This is a genomic window from Enterococcus sp. DIV2384 (assembly GCF_050534975.1).
Lineage (GTDB): Bacteria > Bacillota > Bacilli > Lactobacillales > Enterococcaceae > Enterococcus > Enterococcus faecalis.
In genome coordinates, this window is sequence record NZ_CP172905.1 from 777,707 (window position 1) to 796,244 (window position 18,538).

General features: G+C 37.2%; 18 protein-coding genes and 1 tRNA gene. 15 read left to right on the top strand and 4 right to left on the bottom strand.

Going from position 1 to position 18,538, the window contains the following annotated elements; translation table 11 throughout:
* Positions 1-24: 24 nt before the first annotated feature.
* From zwf to IGK54_RS03780, 3 genes are all read right to left on the bottom strand, one after another.
* Entirely contained in the window at positions 25-1,548 is a 1,524-nt protein-coding gene (gene zwf / locus IGK54_RS03770) for a glucose-6-phosphate dehydrogenase (protein WP_002355906.1), read from the bottom strand.
* Positions 1,548-2,216 (bottom strand): metal-dependent transcriptional regulator, encoded by a 669-nt coding sequence (locus IGK54_RS03775; RefSeq protein ID WP_002358896.1) that lies wholly within the window; start codon positions 2,214-2,216, stop codon positions 1,548-1,550. Before IGK54_RS03775 ends, zwf begins: the two co-directional genes overlap by 1 nt.
* A 171-nt stretch (positions 2,217-2,387) precedes the next feature.
* Positions 2,388-2,756: a DUF4828 domain-containing protein gene (locus IGK54_RS03780; RefSeq protein ID WP_002397919.1), complete on the bottom strand. Its 369-nt coding sequence runs from the start codon at positions 2,754-2,756 to the stop codon at positions 2,388-2,390.
* 198 nt (positions 2,757-2,954) lie between these two features.
* On the opposite strand from IGK54_RS03780, the gene sfsA reads away from it, so the two are divergent.
* From sfsA to IGK54_RS03855, 15 genes are all read left to right on the top strand, one after another.
* Positions 2,955-3,686, top strand: a complete 732-nt coding sequence (gene sfsA / locus IGK54_RS03785; protein WP_142957270.1) for a DNA/RNA nuclease SfsA — start codon at positions 2,955-2,957, stop codon at positions 3,684-3,686.
* A gap of 105 nt (positions 3,687-3,791) precedes the next feature.
* Positions 3,792-4,790 carry a Gfo/Idh/MocA family protein gene (locus IGK54_RS03790; RefSeq protein WP_002355910.1) on the top strand — a complete coding sequence of 333 codons (999 nt, stop codon included), beginning with the start codon at positions 3,792-3,794 and terminating at the stop codon, positions 4,788-4,790.
* 26 nt (positions 4,791-4,816) lie between these two features.
* Entirely contained in the window at positions 4,817-6,118 is a 1,302-nt protein-coding gene (locus tag IGK54_RS03795) for a DEAD/DEAH box helicase (protein WP_002413956.1), read from the top strand.
* Between the two features lie 44 nt (positions 6,119-6,162).
* Positions 6,163-8,868, top strand: a complete 2,706-nt coding sequence (locus IGK54_RS03800) for a sigma 54-interacting transcriptional regulator (RefSeq protein ID WP_002355912.1) — start codon at positions 6,163-6,165, stop codon at positions 8,866-8,868.
* A gap of 228 nt (positions 8,869-9,096) precedes the next feature.
* Positions 9,097-9,414 (top strand): PTS sugar transporter subunit IIB, encoded by a 318-nt coding sequence (locus tag IGK54_RS03805; protein WP_002355913.1) that lies wholly within the window; start codon positions 9,097-9,099, stop codon positions 9,412-9,414.
* A gap of 141 nt (positions 9,415-9,555) precedes the next feature.
* Positions 9,556-11,019 carry a PTS sugar transporter subunit IIC gene (locus IGK54_RS03810; protein ID WP_002364646.1) on the top strand — a complete coding sequence of 488 codons (1,464 nt, stop codon included), beginning with the start codon at positions 9,556-9,558 and terminating at the stop codon, positions 11,017-11,019.
* A gap of 43 nt (positions 11,020-11,062) precedes the next feature.
* Positions 11,063-11,281 (top strand): hypothetical protein, encoded by a 219-nt coding sequence (locus IGK54_RS03815; RefSeq protein WP_002355915.1) that lies wholly within the window; start codon positions 11,063-11,065, stop codon positions 11,279-11,281.
* A 13-nt stretch (positions 11,282-11,294) separates the two neighbouring features.
* Positions 11,295-11,495, top strand: a complete 201-nt coding sequence (locus IGK54_RS03820) for a DUF3188 domain-containing protein (protein ID WP_002355916.1) — start codon at positions 11,295-11,297, stop codon at positions 11,493-11,495.
* Entirely contained in the window at positions 11,495-11,905 is a 411-nt protein-coding gene (locus IGK54_RS03825; RefSeq protein ID WP_016622502.1) for a DUF3284 domain-containing protein, read from the top strand. The genes IGK54_RS03820 and IGK54_RS03825 overlap by 1 nt, the downstream gene beginning before the upstream one ends.
* Positions 11,906-12,180: 275 nt before the next feature.
* Entirely contained in the window at positions 12,181-12,507 is a 327-nt protein-coding gene (locus IGK54_RS03830) for a PTS sugar transporter subunit IIB (protein WP_002355918.1), read from the top strand.
* 22 nt (positions 12,508-12,529) lie between these two features.
* Positions 12,530-12,850 carry a PTS lactose/cellobiose transporter subunit IIA gene (locus tag IGK54_RS03835; RefSeq protein ID WP_002355919.1) on the top strand — a complete coding sequence of 107 codons (321 nt, stop codon included), beginning with the start codon at positions 12,530-12,532 and terminating at the stop codon, positions 12,848-12,850.
* Positions 12,851-12,915: 65 nt separating this feature from the next.
* A complete protein-coding gene (locus tag IGK54_RS03840; protein ID WP_002355920.1) occupies positions 12,916-14,193 on the top strand; it encodes a PTS sugar transporter subunit IIC in 1,278 nt (425 codons plus the stop codon).
* An 83-nt stretch (positions 14,194-14,276) separates the two neighbouring features.
* Positions 14,277-15,671 carry a glycoside hydrolase family 1 protein gene (locus IGK54_RS03845; protein WP_002355921.1) on the top strand — a complete coding sequence of 465 codons (1,395 nt, stop codon included), beginning with the start codon at positions 14,277-14,279 and terminating at the stop codon, positions 15,669-15,671.
* A gap of 57 nt (positions 15,672-15,728) precedes the next feature.
* Positions 15,729-16,922: a GNAT family N-acetyltransferase gene (locus IGK54_RS03850; RefSeq protein ID WP_142957273.1), complete on the top strand. Its 1,194-nt coding sequence runs from the start codon at positions 15,729-15,731 to the stop codon at positions 16,920-16,922.
* A gap of 320 nt (positions 16,923-17,242) precedes the next feature.
* Positions 17,243-17,316: transfer RNA gene (locus IGK54_RS03855), tRNA-Arg, on the top strand.
* 70 nt (positions 17,317-17,386) lie between these two features.
* On the opposite strand, the gene IGK54_RS03860 is transcribed toward IGK54_RS03855, so the two are convergent.
* Positions 17,387-18,523, bottom strand: coding sequence for a site-specific integrase (locus tag IGK54_RS03860; protein WP_252709834.1), 1,137 nt, complete (start codon positions 18,521-18,523; stop codon positions 17,387-17,389).
* Between the last annotated feature and the right edge of the window lie 15 nt (positions 18,524-18,538).

Here is an 18,538-nt window from a genome sequence, read left to right on the forward strand (position 1 = left end):
ACTAGCGGATCTTTTTTGGCTTATTTATTGATCAAGTTGACCGCGGTCACGGTACCAGTTATCTGGTTGCCATTCCCAAGTAAAGCCATCTTTTTCTAATAAGTCGAAGGCAGCTTGCGGGCCCATTGTGCCAGCGGCATAATTAGGGAAAGAAACGTCTGTTTTATCCCAAGCATGTCGAATAATGTCAACAATGCGCCAAGATTGGGCAACTTCGTCCCAATGAGAGAAGTTTGTACTATCGCCATTTAGGCAGTCTAATAGAAGTTTTTCGTATGCTTCTGGACTATTTTCAGTCATTTCAGCACTTTGACGGAAATCAAGTTTCACTGGAGTTGTATTGAACCCTTGACCGATTTCTTTTCCATTTAAGGTTAATGAAAATCCTTCAGTTGGTTGGATATAGATAGTTAAAACATTCGGTGGTAAATCGGTTTTATCGCATTCTTCACACGTATCATCTTTGAAGACATTAATAGGTACTTGTTTAAAGACGATGTTAATACGTGTGCCTTTTTCAGTTAATCGTTTACCTGTGCGAACATAGAAAGGGACGCCAGACCAACGGAAATTATCAATTAAAAATTTACCAGCAACAAAAGTTTCAGTGGATGAAGTTTCTGCCACATTTGGTTCATCACGATAGGCTGCAAATGTTTGATCAGCTAGCTGACCTTCGCCGTATTGGCCACGCACGAAATTTTGAAGGGCTTCTTCTTCAGAATAAAGGCGGATGGCACGTAAAGCTTTTACTTTTTCAGTCCGAATTTCTTTTTCAGAAAAGGCAACAGGAGGCTCCATAGAAAGCAAAGCAACGACTTGTAAAATATGATTTTGAACCATATCTTTTAGTGCGCCACTGTGGTCATAATAGCCGCCACGATCCTCGACACCTAAGCTTTCAGCGAAGGTGATTTGGACATTATCAATGTAACGATTGTTCCATTGTGATTCAAAAATATTATTGGCAAAACGAATGGCTGAAATATTTTGGATCATTTCTTTGCCTAAGTAATGGTCAATTCGGAAAATATCTTGTTCAGGAAATGCAGCACGAATTTCTTCATTTAATTCGTAGGCAGATTCATAATCAGAACCAAATGGCTTTTCGATAATTAGACGATCAAAGCCTTCTTCCGAAATAATATGTTGTGATTTCAAGTGATTAACAATGGTTCCAAAGAATTGAGGGGCCATAGCTAAATAGTAAACGTGATTGCCTTCTAAGTGGTATTGTTCATTTAGGCGATCAGATAATTCTTTTAAGGTATTATAATGTTCCGTATCATTCACATTATGTGATTGGTAATAGAAATGACTAGAAAATTCAGTTGCCTCTTCGGCCGTAGGATTTAAGTCTTGAATGGTTTCACGAACGATTTCACGATAGTATTCGTCTGTCCATTCCCGACGTGCGGTACCAATCACCGCAAAACGCTCAGCTAATAATCCTTTTTTATATAAGCGGAACAGGGAAGGATACAATTTGCGTTTGGCAAGATCACCTGTCCCCCCGAAAATAGTAAATAATGCTACTTTTTCATTCATTAGTTTTCCTCACTTTCTCTAATCAACGGCTCAACAAAAATTGTGTTTGCTGCTTTAAAGCTGACGGATAATTCTTTGTTTTCATTATAAATGGTGATCGGTCCTTCATATGCAGCAATTTCTTTAATCGTATATTCTTCTTGAATATTTAAATCAATGGAAACTAAATAATCCAGTAATTCTTTTTCGTCTAAGACACGTGCAATCCGAATTTTTGTGCCAACAGGGTAGTCTGTTAACGTTTGGCGTTTCTCCTCATGAATGGGTTGATTATCTTCGGGAATAACACCACCGTGTGGACAAAATTCTGGATGATTTAAATAATCCGCTAAACGGTTCACAAGCGTCTGTGAAGTAACATGTTCTAAAACTTCTGCTTCTTCGTGCACATCATTCCAAGTGTAATTTAAGTGCTCTACTAAAAAGACTTCCCAGATTCGGTGTTTGCGAATTAACGTACTCGCTTTTTTTAAGCCTTTTTCAGTTAATTGTACCCCTTGATAAGGAGAATGCTCAACCAAATCTTCTTTTACTAACTTTGAAATCATCTCACTAACCGAAGCTGCCGAAACATCGAGTCCAGAAACAATTTGTTTATTATTCACTTTAACTTCGTCGCCACCTAATTCAAAAATTAATTTTAGATAGTCTTCGCGATTTGGTGTCATAGGGGCTCATCCTTTCAAAAAAACATCATCCTAAGTTTATCAGAAAAAGGCGCATTTGACTATTTAATAATATTCAAGTTGTAAGAAAACTTTCTGAATGCTTTTGCAAGGGATGTAAAAAAATAAATCACCCACCGCACATACTTCATTTTATGTGTCGTGGGTGATTTATTAATTGTAAATAGCCCGTTCTAGTGTGTAGGTTTCGTCGTCGGCTTCATCGTAAAGCGTCGCAGGGACACCATTTTCACATTGAATGATTAAATGGTAACCTAACTTGTCTAAGATAACTAAGCGTTTAGGGGTTAATTCAACAAGCAAGGCATGCATTTGTTTGCCATCAATGAAAACATTGAAAGATGAGGTGATTTCCAAGGTGTGTTGCGTGGCTTTCTTCACGTCTACAAACCACCAATGTCCAGTATAGTTGTGTTGAAGCTCCTGTGGGGAAGGGAGCTGTTTATTTTTTTTCCAGAGGATAGAGCCTGCTAATCCAGTAAGTAAAGATGCACCAACCAAGAAAGTCCAATGTTTTTTCAAAGAAATTCCTCCTAACCTTCATTTTCATTTATTCGTCTTCGTTACCTTTATTATATAGAACTTGTCTAAAATATTCGACTAAATCGCTGAGAATTGACAAATATTTAATGATTGACACAAGATAGTAAAATTGTTGGTTTTGGTCTATACTTTTCCTTGTTTTTTTATGGTATAGTGTGTAAGAAAGGAAGTCTGTGTATGAAGTACCCGAATGTCCAACTTGCTTATTTTATCGAACGACCCAATCGGTTTATTGCACACTGTCGTTTAATGGAAACGAATGAAGAAGTGGTCACACATGTCAAAAATACTGGCAGAGGGAAAGAAGTTTTTTTACCAGGTGCTGTTGTGGCGCTTAGTTATCAACCATCGCCTAAAAGAAAAACAGATTACGATTTGATTGCAGTAAAAAAAGGTTCTTTTTGGATTAATATTGATAGCCAAGTACCGAATACATTAGTCAATGAAGCGTTAAAAAATGGTCAAATTGTGCTTCCTGGTTTAGTTGGTACGATCCAAACTGTTAAACGTGAGCAACGATTCGCACATTCAAAATTTGATTTTCTAGTGGAAACGGATGCGGACGAACAAGCTTTTGTCGAAGTGAAAGGCATGACTTTAGAAAATAAAGGCATCGGTGCTTTTCCTGACGCGCCAACACTTCGTGGCTTGAAGCATGTCACTGAACTAATGGCTGCAACTAAAGCTGGTTACCGCTGTTACGTTTTGTTTGTGGTCCAATTTGAAGAAATTAAGCAAGCAACGATTCACCAAGAGATGCAACCTGCCTTTGCTGAAAATCTGGGTGCTGCAATTGATCAAGGTGTGCAAGTCCTTGCTTACAATTGCCACGTAACACCAGCAACGATTGAACTTAAGTCACAGGTAACCTTTGATTTATTACAGGCATTTGATGATCCTAATAAATAACTTGAAGAACTCCTAGCGCTTTAAGGCAGGGTAATTACGTGACTTTTGTACGAGAGATTACTATTATAAAGAGAGTAAATAAACAAAAAATGGAGGTTTTTGATTATGATACATTTAGGCGTAATTGGTACCAATTGGATTAGTCATCAATTTGTTGCAGCAGCTTTAGAAACGGGTGCGTATGATTTAACGGCTGTTTATTCTCGGAAACTAGCAACGGCACAAGAATTTGGTTCTCGCTATGGGGATGTGGAATATGCAATTGATTTAGAGACGTTTTTTGGTATTGCACATATGGATACGGTTTATATTGCCTCACCAAATTCATTACATTTTGAACAAGCGAAACAAGCAATTTTAGCGAAAAAAAATGTAATTGTTGAAAAACCAGCTTTTTCAACACCTGATGAGATGGCAGAAATTATTGAATTAGCGAATAAAAATCGTGTGTATTTCTTTGAAGCGGCCCGTAATATTCATGAGCAAAGTTTCCAAAAAATTGCTGAATTATTGCCATTAAAAAACCAAATTTTAGGTGCGAATTTTACGTATATGAAATATTCTTCTCGCTATGATCAAGTATTAGAAGGCAAAGAGCCAAATATTTTTTCTCCTCATTTTTCTGGGGGAGCCTTAGCGGATTTAGGCGTTTATTTAGTTTATGCAGCCTTGGGCTGGTTTGGCGTACCAAACGAAAGCCATTATTTTGCTAGTAAAATTGCGACAGGTGTCGATGGCTTAGGAACAATTATTTTACGATATGATCAGTTTGACGTGACGTTAAACACTGGGAAAATTAGTGATTCTTTTGCGCCATCCGAAATTTACTTTGAAAACGGGACCTTGATTTTAGATAGTGTCAATGCTATTTCTTCGGCTGAGTACCATGATCGCGCACATGAAGAACGTGATGTCTTAGATATTCAAGTAGCCGATAATCCAATGATTGAAGAAGCCCGTGATTTTGCAGCAGTTTTAAATAACCCAACAGATAAGTATTGGGGCACCAAGTATGAAGAATGGGTTGAGCTTGCTCGAAATGTCAATAAAGTAGTCACTGATTTACGTCATAGTGCCGGCATTATTTTTGATGCTGATAAATAAGAATTAAGCGATAGGAAAGGAACAATATGAGATTTTTAGAACAACTTCCAGAGGCTTGGCAAGAACAGTGGCAAGCTTCTGGCTTTAACGAACCATCAACAATTCAAGAAAAAAGTTTTACGCCCCTTCGCGAAGGAGAAAATGTTTTAGGAATTTCGCCGACAGGAACTGGAAAAACACTTGCTTACATGCTGCCTTTACTCTTAACTGTTGAAAAAGGACAGGGAAATCAATTGTTGATTATTGCTCCGTCTCAAGAATTAGCTATGCAAATTGCTGAAGTTGCTCGGACTTGGGCTAAGCCACTTCAATTAACGGTTCAAACGTTAATCGGTGGGGCAAATGTTTCACGCCAGATTGACAAGTTAAAAAAACGTCCTGAAGTGTTAATCGGAACACCAGGTCGGATTTTAGAGTTAATGAAGAATAAAAAAGTCAAAGCTCAGTTGGTAAAAACAATTGTAATGGATGAAGTTGATCAACTTTTCCAAGAGGAAGAGCTAAGTTTAACCAAACAAATTTTGACACACACACCAACCGAATACCAACTTGTTTTTTATTCAGCGACTGCTGATCGTGTCGTGAATCAAGCGCAATCTTTAAGCCAAAAATTACAGGTGATTGATGTGACGGAAGAAGATACTTCAGCAGGTCAAGTCGCCCACTACTTTATTCGGTTAGCACCAAGAAAAAAAGCTGATTACTTACGTCGTTTGGCCCATACAGAAGCATTCAGAAGCATGGTCTTTTTCAATCAAGTTGCTGATTTAGGTGCAGCAGAAGAAAAATTAGTTTATGAGAATGTGCCAGCTATTGGTCTGGCTTCAGATCAAAGTAAACAGTTGCGTAAATTGGCGATCGATCAATTTAAAGCAGAACGAGTGAAGTTGTTATTAACCACGGATATTGCGGCACGGGGCTTAGATTTCACAGGGGTCCCTTACGTCGTAAACGTAGATGTTCCTTTAACCGAAGAGAGCTATATTCATCGTTCTGGTCGCGTTGGCCGGATGGGTGCACAAGGGGCAGTGATTACGTTTATCAACGACGGCACCAAAAGAGATTATCAACGTTTGATGAAACAATTGGCCATTCCTTATCAGGAAATCTTTTTATATGATGGTGCACTTCATGAGCAGCCAAAAGCCAAAGATGAACTAGAAAAAAAGAATGTAGCCAAAGATACGTATTCAGAAAAAAAGAGTACGAAAGAAAGAAAACCAGAAACAGTAAATTCTGTTGTCAAAGAACCACAAGAAACACGCAAAAAGAAGAAAAACAAAAAGAAAAACACGAAAAACAAAGGAGCTCGTAAAGCGAAGAAATAACGCTTTACGAGCTTCAAGCAGAACGTTGTATCGAGGAGGATTCCATGAAATCTCGGAAGGAAGAAATCTTAGCGTTACTTCAAAAAAATGAAACTGGCTTAACGGCAGGAGCGGTAGCAGAACAGTTAATGATTGATCGCAGTAATGCCAGCCGTTATTTAAATGAATTATTCAAAGAAAAGAAAATTACTAGAAGTACTGGACGTCCTGTTATCTATTCAGTGCCAACAATCAATGAAGGAGAACAAGTCCATGTAGATGAGTCCACCTCTGTTAGTTTTGACACATTAGTAGGTGCCAATGATTCTTTAAAAGTGAGTATTCAGCAGGCCAAGGCGGCTATTTTATATCCACCAAGAGGTTTGCATACGATTATTTTTGGGAAAACAGGAACAGGGAAATCTCTTTTTGCTGAATGTATGTACCGTTTTGCCATTGATTCAAAAACCTTAGATGAAGATGCCCCTTTTGTCTCTTTTAATTGTGCTGATTATGCACAAAACCCACAATTATTATTTGGTCATATCTTTGGCGTAAAAAAAGGTGCCTATACTGGTGCGAATGAAGATAGTCCAGGCTTAATGGCAAAAGCAGATGGCGGGATTCTCTTTTTAGATGAAATTCATCGCTTACCGCCAGAAGGTCAAGAAATGCTCTTTACGTTTATTGATAAAGGCGTGTACCGTCCATTAGGAGAAAGTGGTCAAACCTATGAAGCCTCTGTTCAAATTATTGGTGCGACAACGGAATCCTCAGAAAACTTTTTAACCACTTTTAATCGGCGGATTCCGATGTCGATTACATTACCATCTTTAGATGCACGGACGCTAGATGAGCGTTATGCCATCATTTCGTTATTTATTCAGCAAGAGGCAACACGTTTGGGCCAACAAATTGATATCGAACGCGAAGCAGTTTTGGCTTTTATGTTATACGATGCAGAAGGAAATATTGGTCAGGTGAAGCGGGACTTAAAATTAGTTTGTGCTAAGTCATTCCTTTATTATCGGACGCACAATTTAGAACATTTGGTTATCCGTAAACGGGATTTGTCGTTACCTGTCCAAAAAGGATTATTAAAAATTAAAGAAGTACCTGAGCGCTTGGATCAATTTGTCGACAGTAAAAGTAATTATTTATCTTTCCAACCAGGTACCAACAAAATTGTTTGGTCGCAAGATCCAGCTAGAGACATGCAAGTTTACAATGAAATCGAAGAAAAAGTCGCTGACTTGTCTGAAGCTGACTTAGAAAATGTTGATTTAGAAGAATTGATTTCTAAAGATATGAATGCGTATTTTAAAAATTATGTCGAAGAATTAACCCAACATTCTTTACATAAGGAGTTATTACCAGAAGCTATTTGGGACTTAACGAATCGTCTTTATGATATCGCAGAAGAGCGTTTGGAACACACGTACAACGAAACTGCGCGCTTTGCCTTTGCGCTTCATTTACAAAGTACGATTGAACGTGTCAAAGAAGGTCATGTGATTGTCCATCCTGATTTAAATAATGTCCGTAAAAACATGAAAAAAGAATTTCAAGTAGCCTTAGATTTATCTTCTATTATTGAAGAAGAGAACAACATAGAGATTCCTTTCGATGAAATTGGCTTTATTAGTATGTTTTTATCTATTAATGTCGGTAAAGAAGAAAGAACTCCAGAAAATAATGTTGGTGTGTTCGTCTTAATGCATGGGGATTCTACTGCCTCAAGTATGTTGAAAACCGCCCAAGAACTTTTAGGAACGTCAATCGGAACAGCGATGAATATGCCGTTAACGATGGAAGTTCAAACAATGTATGAACAATTACGAAACCAAGTAATTACGCAAAAAGAATCGTTAAATAATGGGATTTTATTACTGACTGATATGGGTTCATTAAATTCGTTTGGAAATATGTTGTTTGAAGAAACAGGTATCCGAACAAAGGCGATTACAATGACGAGCACAATGATTGTCTTAGAAGCTATTCGAATGGCAAGCGTGGGACGAAGTTTAGAGGACATTTACCAAAATATTCAACTTTCTTTTGAAAGCGTTGTGAGAGAACAATTTCGCTCTAGTCTGCAAAAACGTCAAAACGTAAAAAAAGCAGTAATCGTGACGTGCTTTACAGGAGAAGGGGTTGCCGCAAAACTATACCAACGAATCTTACCAGTTATTGATGAAACAAAAGTGGAACTGATTCAAATGCAATTTATTGAACGAGAAACATTTAAAAAGCATATCGACAACTTGATGGAAGAATATGAAATTAAGGCCATTGCGGGAACTGTGGATGTTGAATATCAAAATATTCCTTTCTTTTCCGTCTATGATATTTTTGATGATGAAAAATTAAATGTACTGAAACGGATTGCTAGTGATGAAGTGGCGATTGATACAATTGTTCATTCACTAAGTGGCGTCATTACTTCTGTGGACTCCTTACAAAAATTAATTCTCATGTTACAAAAAACAGTTCATCAAATACAAACAGACATGCATATTATTGTTGAACCAGGGGTGGATGCCGGAATCATGATTCATTTGGCTTTTCTGGTAGATGCTTTAATTAAAGGAGAAGAAGCAAGAACTTTTCCAAACTTAGCGGAATATGTTAAAACACATCGTTTAGAAATCGATGTCGTACGCACGAATTTTATGTTAATTGAACGGGCGTATCGTGTGACGATTCCAGAAGCGGAAGTTGCGCATGTTACCCAAATGTTTTTAGAAAATGAAATTAAAAGTAAACAATAATAAATAAAAAAACATCAAGAAATGAGAAAACGCTCTCTTTTTTCTTGATGTTTTCTTTTTGTAAGTTACACACAATTTCATGTGTGTAAGCGTTTTCTTTTAGTGTGTGCACGCTTTTTTTGATGGTGAAAGCTGTTATATCAGCATTTTAATAAGGAAAAAACTTGGCACAATTATTGCTATAAATAAAGTGTATAACGTCATAACTTTTAAGGAGATGAAGAAAAAATGGCAAAAAAAACAATTATGTTAGTTTGTTCCGCAGGAATGAGCACAAGTTTATTAGTAACAAAAATGCAAAAAGCAGCAGAAGATCGTGGCATGGAAGCAGACATCTTTGCAGTATCGGCTTCTGAAGCAGATACAAACTTGGAAAATAAAGAGGTGAATGTTTTACTTTTAGGTCCACAAGTTCGTTTCATGAAAGGGCAATTTGAACAAAAATTACAGCCAAAAGGGATTCCTTTAGATGTAATTAACATGGCAGACTATGGCATGATGAATGGCGAAAAAGTTTTAGATCAAGCAATCTCATTAATGGGATAAGGAATTAAAACGTTCAAGAAAAGTGAATAGCAAATAAGGATAGTGCATGTTACCAAAGGTTTTATTTTGTACGCTCGATTCATTCGTTTAATGAGGCTACTGCCTTTTTAATAAATATAAATGGATACAGGAGGAATAAAAATGAACGGATTAATGGCATGGATGGAAAAATATATCTTACCAACTGCCGCAAAAATTGGTGCACAGAAACATCTGGTGGCACTAAGGGATGCTTTTATTGGTACATTACCTGCGACAATGGCTGGATCAGTCGCCGTAATGATTAACGCAATTATTCGAGATCTTCCCCAAGAGTTTGTCTCAACTTATGCGGCAAGTTTGGAAGCAGACAAAGGTATTTTTGCAGTATTGAATGTCATCATTGGGATTAATGGTTTTGTTTGGAATGGTACATTGGCTATCGCTGGTTTGATTTTCGCTTTTTCTTGGGGCTATAACTTAGCGAAAGCATACAATGTGAATGAGCTAGCTGGTGGGATTGTCAGTTTAGCTACCTTAATTTCAGGTGTTGCTTTTGCACCAAATAACACAGCTGAATTAGCTGTGAAAGTGCCAGAAAAGATTGCCAACGCAATTAATGGGGCAGAAATTGGTGCGTCAATTGCTAATAATCAATTGACTGTCAATCCATGGGGTTGGTTAAATCTCAACCATCTAAATGGTAACGCTTTCTTTACAGTGATGATTATGGGCGCTTTATCAACCATTATTTTTTGTAAATTAATGCAAGCGGATTTAACAATAAAAATGCCTGATTCTGTTCCGCCAGCAGTTTCAAAAGCGTTTGCGGCAATTTTACCAGCAACAATCGCATTGTATGTCGTAGCAATTATTAACTTTACGGTGTCAAAACTTTCAGGCGGTCAATTATTAATTGACTTAATTCAAAAATATATCGCGGAACCGTTCCTTGGGTTATCACAAGGACTAGGCGCTGTGTTAATCGTAACAGTTTTTGTTCAAATTTTCTGGTTCTTTGGTATTCACGGGCCAAACGTTTTGGCACCAGTTCTTGAAGGCATTTGGGGACAAGCACAATTAATCAATATTGATATTTTCCAAAAAGGTTATGAAGGAAAAACAGGAACAGCTGCGGTTTTAGCCGCTATTGACGACGGTAAAGCCTACATGTGGGTCCGTGGTTCGTTTGATGCTTTCGCTTGGTTTGGTGGTTCAGGCGGTACAATCGTCCTAATTATTGCAATCTTGTTATTCTCCAAACGAGCAGATTATTTAACAGTCGGTAAATTATCATTAGGACCTGGGATCTTTAATATCAATGAACCGATTATGTTTGGTTTACCAGTTGTTCTGAATCCAATTATGTTTATTCCATTTGTAATTGCGCCATTAGTTGCTACTACAATTGGCTGGGTTGCAACGTATCTTGGGCTAGTCGCACCAGTTTCTCAACAAGTCGCATGGGTGACACCGCCGTTGCTATTATCTTTCTTAGCGACAGGTGCCGACTGGCGCGCACCAATCGTAGCGTTGGTATGTATGGTAGTCACTTTCTTGATTTGGACACCGTTTGTTATCGCTGCTAACAAAATGGATCCTGCATTAGGCGAAAGTGAGCAATAGGCAATAAAAACAGTAATTACTTGTATAGAAAGGAGCGAGCGGCATGATTTCGATTGCAAGTGCAATGAAGCAAGAGGAAATTATTACTTTACTAGAGGCATATCAAGGGGAAAATGAAACATTTACTTTTAAAGAAAAGAATGGTATTAAGTTATTTTTTGAAGTTGAAGGAGACCCTGAAACTGCTGCACAAGTTGCAAAACAGCTGATTAAGGAACAACCTTGGGGTGGCGTTTTATACTTCCAAGCAACGGTAGTCTAAAAAGATAGGATGGATGAAAATGATTAGAAATGGATTATTTTTATGTAGTATTGGCTTCTTGATTGTTTTGTATTCGTTGAATCCCAGCTCCTTAAACTATGATTTATTAAGTCTGACAACGGGGATTTTTTTCATTGGACTTGGTGGTTACCTGTTTTTTAAAGGAAAAAAAGTTGCTGAAGAAGAGGCGACAAAGGATGAGGTGAAACGGTAATGGAAATTACGAAAACATTAACTATTTCAGCAGATGAATTTTACACGCAATTAATGAATTCTGTTATTTTTGATATCCGTAAGCAAACAGGCAAAACTCTTACAAGAAAGCAGTTACGTAAGTTTGAATATATCAAAGAATATAGTAAAAATAGTCGCGCGAAAATAGTTATTGAAGAAGCTGTAGAAAATAAGACCTATCAATTTCGAACATCCACAACTAAAAATGATTTCTCGGTGCGGTATGAGCTCCAGCCAATTGATGAAAAAAGCTGTGAACTGCGTTATACAGAAACAATGGTTTCTTATGGGACGTTACAAAAACTGAATGACGCAGTATTAGGTATCTTTTTAAGTTATTTTAAAAAGAAACAGTTTTATAAAATGCTTAAAATGATGGAAACTGCTTAAAGGGAAAAAGCGGCTTTTGTCCAGTTGATTCTCTTCAGCTTTAGAAAGTGAGCGATGAGTCGTTTCGGCTTATCGCTCACTTTCTTTTGTTGCCCTATTATTTTGGAAACGCACACAAAAAAGCTGTGTGTAATCGTTTTATTTTTAGTGTGTACACGCTTTCTATGTTGAAAAACGTTGTCATATCAATGTTTTCAATGTGTTAAAACTTGGCACGCTTCTTGCTTATATAAAGGTGTAAAGTAAAACAAAGAGAATTTAGGAGATGAAGGAAAATGGCAAAAAAAACAATTATGTTAGTTTGTTCCGCAGGAATGAGCACAAGTTTATTAGTAACAAAAATGCAAAAAGCAGCAGAAGATCGTGGCATGGAAGCAGACATCTTTGCAGTATCGGCTTCTGAAGCAGATACAAACTTGGAAAATAAAGAGGTGAATGTTTTACTTTTAGGTCCACAAGTTCGTTTCATGAAAGGGCAATTTGAACAAAAATTACAACCAAAAGGGATTCCTTTAGATGTCATTAACATGGCGGACTATGGCATGATGAATGGCGAAAAAGTTTTAGATCAAGCAATTTCATTAATGGGATCATCAAACTAGAGCAGAAAATGGGGTAGAGGTAATGGACGGACAACAGAACTTAGAAGCAATCATGGGTTTAATCATGTATGGCGGAAATGCTAAAAGCGATGCAATGGAAGCGATTGCCGCAGCAAAATCGGGGGATTTTGAATTAGCAGACAAAAAAATTGCAGATGCAGAAGAATCACTTGTACATGCACATCATTCGCAAACAGGAATGTTAACAGAAGAAGCAAAAGGCAATAACATGCAAGTAACATTGTTAACAGTGCACAGTCAAGATCATTTAATGACTGCGATTGCATTTACAGATTTAGCAAAAGAAATTATTGATCTTTATCGCCGTATTGATAACGAGTAATCTCGTTGTCAATGCGTCTTATAAGAAAAACGCGCTTGAGAAAGCGTTAATTAGGAGGAATAACAATGGACGGATTTGTTCAATGGATGGAGAAACACTTTATGCCGAAAGCGTCAGTAATCGCAGCGCAACGGCACTTGGTAGCAATTCGTGACGCGTTTGTCGTAACGATGCCATTAATGATTTTAGGGGCTTTGGCGGTATTAATTAATAATATTCCAATTCCAGGATATGAGGACTTTTTAAACAAAATTTTCCCAATGATGTATAACGATGCACCAATTTGGAAAAGCTTTGGTGGTAACATTTGGAACGGTACATTCGCAATCTTTGCCGTTTTAGTAGCCTTTTTAGTAGCACACAATTTAGTTAAATCTTATGGAAAAGACGGCATTGCAGCCGGTACAGTTTCTGTAGCTTCATTCTTCGCAGTTGGCGGCTTAGAAGGTATGGGCGCAACTGGATTATTTATTGCTTTGATTATTGCACTTATTTCAGGAGAACTATTCCAACGTTTATCTGGCAATCCTAAATTAGTTATCAAAATGCCTGATGGTGTACCACCAGCAGTAGCAAAATCATTTGCGGCATTATTACCAGCAATGATTACAATCAGTTTATTTAGTTTAATCACATCAATTCTATTTGCTTTAGGAATTGACAATATCGTTATTTCATTCTATGAAGCAGTTCAACAACCATTTATGGGACTTGCAAACAGCTACCCATCAGCATTATTGTTAGCTTTCATTACACCATTCTTATGGTTCTTTGGTTTACATGGTGCCAACATGGTTGACCCATTAATGCAAACAATCAACGTACCAGCGATTGATGCGAACATTAAAGCTTTAGAAGCAGGTAAAGCAATTCCTTATATTGTAAACAAACCTTTCTTTGATTCATTTGTAAACTTAGGTGGAACAGGGGCAACATTAGGTCTGTTAATTGCTATCTTTATCGTTGGTCGTCGTAACAAACCATACAAAGTCATTACAAACTTAAGTTTAGCACCAGGACTATTTAATATTAATGAACCAGTTATGTTCGGTTTACCAATTGTTTTAAACCCAATTATGTTTATCCCATTCATTTTAGTCCCAATGGTTCTTGTAACTGTTGCGTATGTGGCGACAGCAACTGGTTTAGTACCAGCTGCAACCTTTATGCCACCTTGGGTAACACCACCAATTATTGGCGGATTTTTAGCAACGAAGAGTATCGCCGGCGGAGTTTTAGCAGCTGTTAACTTATTGATTTCTATTTTGATCTACATGCCTTTCGTAAAAGTAGCAACAGATCAATACTTGAAACAAGAAGCAGCCGCAGAAGCAGCTGAGTAAAAAATCGAAGGATTGAATCGTCCGGACTCTTACGGAGGGTTCAATCCTTTTTTTAATGATTAAATCGTAAAGGAGCAAATAACATGAAATATCAATTTCCAGAAAATTTTTGGTGGGGTTCTGCAGCCAGCGGTCCTCAAACAGAAGGCGTTTTTGAAGGTGATGGTAAAGGTCAAAACATTTGGGATTTTTGGTATCAAGAAGCGCCAGAAAAATTCTTTCAACAAGTCGGTCCAGATAAGACCTCACAATTTTATAAAAAATACCAAGAAGATATTCAGTTAATGAAAGAAACGGGACATAACTCTTTTCGAACATCCATTCAATGGAGCCGTTTAATTCCAGATCCTACAACAGGAAAAGTCAATCAAACAGCAGTTGATTTTTATAATCAAGTGATTGATGATTTATTAGAACACGGGATTGAGCCCTTTATGAACTTGTATCATTTTGATATGCCGATGGTACTTCAAGAAAAAGGCGGTTGGGAAAGCCGTGAAGTGGTTGATTTGTATGTTGACTTTGCCAAAACCTGTTTTGAATTGTTTGGCGATCGCGTGAAAAAATGGTTTACGCACAATGAACCAATTGTACCAGTTGAAGGTGGTTATCTCTATGGCTGGCATTATCCTGATAAAGTGAATCTAAAAGAAGGGATTCAAGTACTCTATCATGAAGCTTTAGCTAGTGCCAAAGCGATTGCCGTCTATCATTCTATGAACTTATCAGGTGAAATTGGCATTATTTTAAACTTAACGCCGACTTATCCTCGTGATGAGCACAACGAAGCCGATGTAAATGCGGCTAAATTTGTCGATGGTTTCTTTAACCGTTCGTTTTTAGACCCGGCTGTTAAAGGTCATTTTCCAGAAGATATGGTTGCTTGGGCGAAAGCAAATGACTTATTGCCAGAAACAACGCCAGAAGATTTAGCAATAATTGCTGAAAATACTGTGGACTTATTAGGAGTAAACTACTATCAACCACGTCGTGCCAAAGCAAAAGAAACACCTGTTGAAACACGACCAGAAGGCTTACTTCCAGAAGATTTTTATGATGTCTACGATATGCCTGGCAAAAAAATGAATCCTTACCGTGGCTGGGAAATCTACGAAAAAGGTATTTATGATACATTAATGAATTTAAAAGAAAATTATGGCAACATTCGCTGCTACATTTCAGAAAATGGCATGGGCGTAGAAGGAGAAGAACGCTTTGTCAATGAACAAGGAGTCATTGAAGATGATTATCGGATTGAATTCGTGCAGGATCACTTGAAATGGGTGCATCAAGCGATTCAAGAAGGTAGTAATGTTCAAGGATATCATATGTGGACGTGTATGGATAACTGGTCTTGGCTTAATGCCTATAAAAATCGTTATGGCTTCATCGCTGTGGATTTAGATGATGATGCGAAACGGACCATTAAGAAAAGCGGTCGTTGGTTCAAAGAAATGACAGCAAATAACGGCTTTTAGAAAGAGAACCGTTTCTGTGATAAAATGAATTGATACAATGTGCGAGGAGGAAAGAAAATGACAACTAAAAGAGTCAAAAAAATGGGCAAAGAAGAAATGAAAGAGATGTTTAATCTTGTCATCTATGCTTTTAATCAGGAACCCACGGCGGAACGCCAAGAACGTTTTGAAAAATTGTTGTCACATACGCAAAGCTATGGCTTCCTAATTGATGAGCAATTAACAAGTCAAGTGATGGCGACACCTTTTCAAGTGAATTTCCATGGTGTCCGCTATCCCATGGCTGGAATTGGCTATGTGGCTTCTTATCCAGAATATCGTGGTGAAGGCGGCATCTCTGCTATTATGAAAGAAATGTTGGCTGATTTAGCGAAACAAAAGGTTGCCCTTTCTTACTTAGCACCGTTTTCATATCCATTTTATCGTCAATATGGCTATGAACAAACATTTGAACAAGCGGAGTATACAATTAAAACGGAAGATTGGCCACGTGTTAAACGAGTTCCGGGTACCATTAAACGAGTTTCTTGGGCTGACGGTAAAGAGGTCATTAAAGACGTATACCTTGAAAATCAAAGAGCGCACTCTGGTGGTGTGATCCGTGAAACTTGGTGGCTGGATTATACGCTGAATCGTGCAAGTAAACCAAATAATCAAGCGATTTATTATTCGTCAGAAGGGAAAGCAGAAGGCTATGTGATTTATCGGATAGCTGCTGGCACCTTTGAAATCGTAGAATGGAACTATTTAACTAATACAGCTTTTAAAGCTTTAGCTGGGTTTATTGGCTCACATAGTGGTTCCGTTCAATCGTTCCATTGGATTAATGGTTTTGCTGGAAAAGATTTAAATGATTTAATGCCAACGCCAGCAGCTTCTGTAAAAATTTTACCTTACATGATGGCACGAATCGTTGAGTTACAAACATTTCTGGAAAAGTATCCATTTCAATCAGGAGAAAAAGAAACGTATTCTTTAGAGATTGAAGATTCCTATGGGCCATGGAATGAAGGCATTTGGACAATCACAATTGACGAACAAGGAAAAGCAACAGTGACTAAAGGTGCTGTGGAAAAAGAAGGGACTGCTGCTTTGAAAGCAGATATCCAAACGTGGACACAACTATTCTTGGGCTATCGTTCAGCAGAAACGTTATCTTTTTATGAACGCTTGCAAGGAGACGCAACGACAGTTCAACGTTTAGGCCGACGTTTAGTCAAAGGCATGCCAATTTTAGAAGATTATTTTTAAAAGTGTGTTTATTCGCAAAAAATGACAGAACCTACTATAATAAAAATGTAAAAAGAATTATTTTAGAAAGGTGATGGGGACAATGGCGAAAACGAAACAAGAAAAAGTTGCACGCAATAATAAAATTGGGCAATATATAGCTATTGCGACAGGACTTTATTATTTAGGAAAAATGATTCTTGATCGGCGGCAAAAAAAATAATAGATAAACGAACGACGTGTTTCACTGAAAGAAAGTATCTCGCATAATTGTTTATGCGGGATACTTTCTTTTTGTCTATTGACAGATGTAGTGAAGACTTCTAAAATTAAAACAGATTGTTCTCGTAGCTCAGTAGGATAGAGCAACCGCCTCCTAAGCGGTAGGTCGCTGGTTCAATTCCAGTCGGGAACGTAAAAAACACCTTCCAAATGTTTATTTGATAGGTGTTTTGTTTTATTTGTGCCAAAAATGTGCCAAATGGTTAATTACTTTTATAGATTTTATCGAATACAGAATCAATCATTTCATCATTCTTGTTATCTAGCTCTTTTATAATGTGTAAGTAAGTAGTTATCGTTGTATCTAAACTTGAATGCCCTAGCCTTTTAGATACATATATAGTATCACAACCTTGATACAATAGAACTGAAGCATGCGTATGACGTAAACCGTGTAAGGTGAATTTTTTTGTTACACCTATTTCAGATAGTTTTTTTCTCAAGTATTTAGTTACTGCGTTATTAGAAATAAGCCCGTTTTGAGAATTGTAAAAGATAAATTGTTCAGGGTTTTGTACCTCTAGTTTATCAAACAATTCTTTTTGAGCTTTCTTGTATTCTTTTAGTAATTGAGCAGTATGAAAATCAATTTTTATTTTACGTACAGAACTTTCGTTTTTAGTTTTTCCCCAGCAATTCATTTTGTAATTCCACGTTTTATGAATATCGATTATTTCATCCTCGAAATTTATATCGTTCCAAGTTGTTCCTAGTAACTCTGCAAAACGCATACCTGTAGCACCAGCTACCACAACCATAATTGGCGATGCGTAGTGTGGGTCAATTCCTTTTTCAGTTAATTCCATTAACCGCTTAAAATCCCCGTAATCTAAAAATTTATCATTTTTGATTTTATCTGATTCTTTACCTTTAATTACAGCTTTTCTAGTTGGATCAAATAGAATAAGTCCTTCCTCAACTGCATCTTTAAGCGATGCTCTGATATGGTTGTTAAATTTGATGACTGTTGACTTCATATGCTCTTCGGCAAACTTATTTAAATATCGTTGGTACAATGGGCGGGTAAGTTGTGAAAGAATTATATTTGGCATATATCTTTCTATATTGTTGAGTGTATCTTTGTATTTTCTGTATGTTATTTCAGAAACGACATCTTTTTTATATAGATTCATCCAATCTTTAAAGTATTCAGACAATAAGATATTTTGTTTATCACCTTGAAGCCCCTTTTTTAAATTATATTCAATTTCATCAGCTGCTTCTTTGGCTTCTCGTTTAGTTTTAAACCCGCTTTTTCTTAATTTGCTATGCGTGCCATCTTGTTTTTTATAAGATATTTCGTATTGCCAAGAATTTCCCCGCTTTATAAATCTAGCCATTGCCTATTCCTCCTG

Coding starts and splice junctions, on each gene's coding strand:
- IGK54_RS03815 (WP_002355915.1), top strand. CDS start 11,063: ATGATTTCGATTGCAAGTGCAATGAAGCAAGAGGAAATTATTACTTTA.
- IGK54_RS03775 (WP_002358896.1), bottom strand. CDS start 2,216: ATGACACCAAATCGCGAAGACTATCTAAAATTAATTTTTGAATTAGGT.
- IGK54_RS03790 (WP_002355910.1), top strand. CDS start 3,792: ATGATACATTTAGGCGTAATTGGTACCAATTGGATTAGTCATCAATTT.
- sfsA (WP_142957270.1), top strand. CDS start 2,955: ATGAAGTACCCGAATGTCCAACTTGCTTATTTTATCGAACGACCCAAT.
- IGK54_RS03840 (WP_002355920.1), top strand. CDS start 12,916: ATGGACGGATTTGTTCAATGGATGGAGAAACACTTTATGCCGAAAGCG.
- IGK54_RS03850 (WP_142957273.1), top strand. CDS start 15,729: ATGACAACTAAAAGAGTCAAAAAAATGGGCAAAGAAGAAATGAAAGAG.
- IGK54_RS03800 (WP_002355912.1), top strand. CDS start 6,163: ATGAAATCTCGGAAGGAAGAAATCTTAGCGTTACTTCAAAAAAATGAA.
- IGK54_RS03795 (WP_002413956.1), top strand. CDS start 4,817: ATGAGATTTTTAGAACAACTTCCAGAGGCTTGGCAAGAACAGTGGCAA.
- IGK54_RS03845 (WP_002355921.1), top strand. CDS start 14,277: ATGAAATATCAATTTCCAGAAAATTTTTGGTGGGGTTCTGCAGCCAGC.
- IGK54_RS03810 (WP_002364646.1), top strand. CDS start 9,556: ATGAACGGATTAATGGCATGGATGGAAAAATATATCTTACCAACTGCC.
- IGK54_RS03830 (WP_002355918.1), top strand. CDS start 12,181: ATGGCAAAAAAAACAATTATGTTAGTTTGTTCCGCAGGAATGAGCACA.
- zwf (WP_002355906.1), bottom strand. CDS start 1,548: ATGAATGAAAAAGTAGCATTATTTACTATTTTCGGGGGGACAGGTGAT.
- IGK54_RS03835 (WP_002355919.1), top strand. CDS start 12,530: ATGGACGGACAACAGAACTTAGAAGCAATCATGGGTTTAATCATGTAT.
- IGK54_RS03825 (WP_016622502.1), top strand. CDS start 11,495: ATGGAAATTACGAAAACATTAACTATTTCAGCAGATGAATTTTACACG.
- IGK54_RS03820 (WP_002355916.1), top strand. CDS start 11,295: ATGAAAATGATTAGAAATGGATTATTTTTATGTAGTATTGGCTTCTTG.
- IGK54_RS03860 (WP_252709834.1), bottom strand. CDS start 18,523: ATGGCTAGATTTATAAAGCGGGGAAATTCTTGGCAATACGAAATATCT.
- IGK54_RS03805 (WP_002355913.1), top strand. CDS start 9,097: ATGGCAAAAAAAACAATTATGTTAGTTTGTTCCGCAGGAATGAGCACA.